At 55.9% G+C, this 1,090-nt stretch carries 1 protein-coding gene; it reads right to left on the bottom strand.

Annotation, left to right across the window (positions count from 1 at the left end; all coding sequences use genetic code 11):
* A partial coding sequence (locus tag V6C07_RS02665; protein ID WP_333534836.1) for a sensor domain-containing diguanylate cyclase occupies window positions 1-892 on the bottom strand: 892 nt, incomplete at its 3' end.
* Window positions 893-1,090 lie beyond the last annotated feature (198 nt).

The following is a 1,090-nucleotide window of genomic DNA, read 5'->3' on the forward strand; positions in this document are numbered from 1 at the left end:
GGTTACGCCCGGCGCGCTTGGCCCCATACAGGGCCTTGTCCGCCCGGTGCAGAACCCGCAGGGCGTCTTCATGCTTTTCATATTCGCTGCAGCCGAGGCTGACGGTTACGGGCTGGCCGTCAGGCCCGCGTACGGCGCCGGAAACAGCCCTGCGAATCCTTTCCGCAGCCTGCTCAGCCTGTTCCAGAAGGCTGCCCGGCATCAGCACCACAAATTCCTCGCCGCCGTAGCGGCATACCGTGTCCATTTCACGCATGCAGCCCCGAGCAACCTGCGCCACGTCTTTCAGCACACTGTCGCCCACAAGGTGGCCGAAACTGTCGTTGATCTGCTTGAAATGGTCCACATCCATCATGATGCAGCAAAAAAGTTTTTTTTCCAGCCGGGTGTATTTTTCCAGCACCATGTCGAGATATTTTCGGGTATACAGACCGGTAAGCGCGTCTGTCAGGCTGCTCTCGTCAGCCTGCCTGACCCTGTTAATCATTGAATCAAGCTGGTTGCGCAACGTGCCTATGGTGTGGCTCTGTTCCGCAATATCCACAATAACACCCAAAAGGCCACACACGCCGCTTTCGTCTTTAAAGCCGCTGCTCCAGTACAGGCAGGTGTGCTCATTGCCGTCCGCAAACGTATAGTCGACCACGTGGTGACTCACCTCTTGCTGAAGAACCATCTCTCCGTCTTCAGCCTGGTACTTTTCCCTGTCTTTTTTGGGCAGGTACTCAAGATCCAGAACGGTTTTGCCCAGCACGCCCTTTCTGTCCACGCCAAACATTTTTTCATACGCCCTGTTGATGAACGTAAAACGCAGGTCGGCATCTTTGATAAAGACGGCATTGGGCAGAACGTCCAGAACGGTCATCAATGTGGCAAAGCTGAGGCTGCTCATAATTTTACACGGCCCATCATGCGCGGCATGGCCCAAAGGCCCGCAGCCGCAGCAATGGCGTTAACAGGTGACAAGAACCAGTCTGTGGTTTTTCCAGACTGTAAACGACATGGCTTTCGCTTTCCACTGTAAAAAAGCCGTCGAGCCGGATGCCGCGCGGCACAAAGCCGTGGCACGGCACGCACCCGCCATGCGGGA

The sequence above is a fragment of the Desulfovibrio sp. 1214_IL3152 genome (assembly GCF_036763055.1).
Taxonomy (GTDB): domain Bacteria; phylum Desulfobacterota; class Desulfovibrionia; order Desulfovibrionales; family Desulfovibrionaceae; genus Desulfovibrio.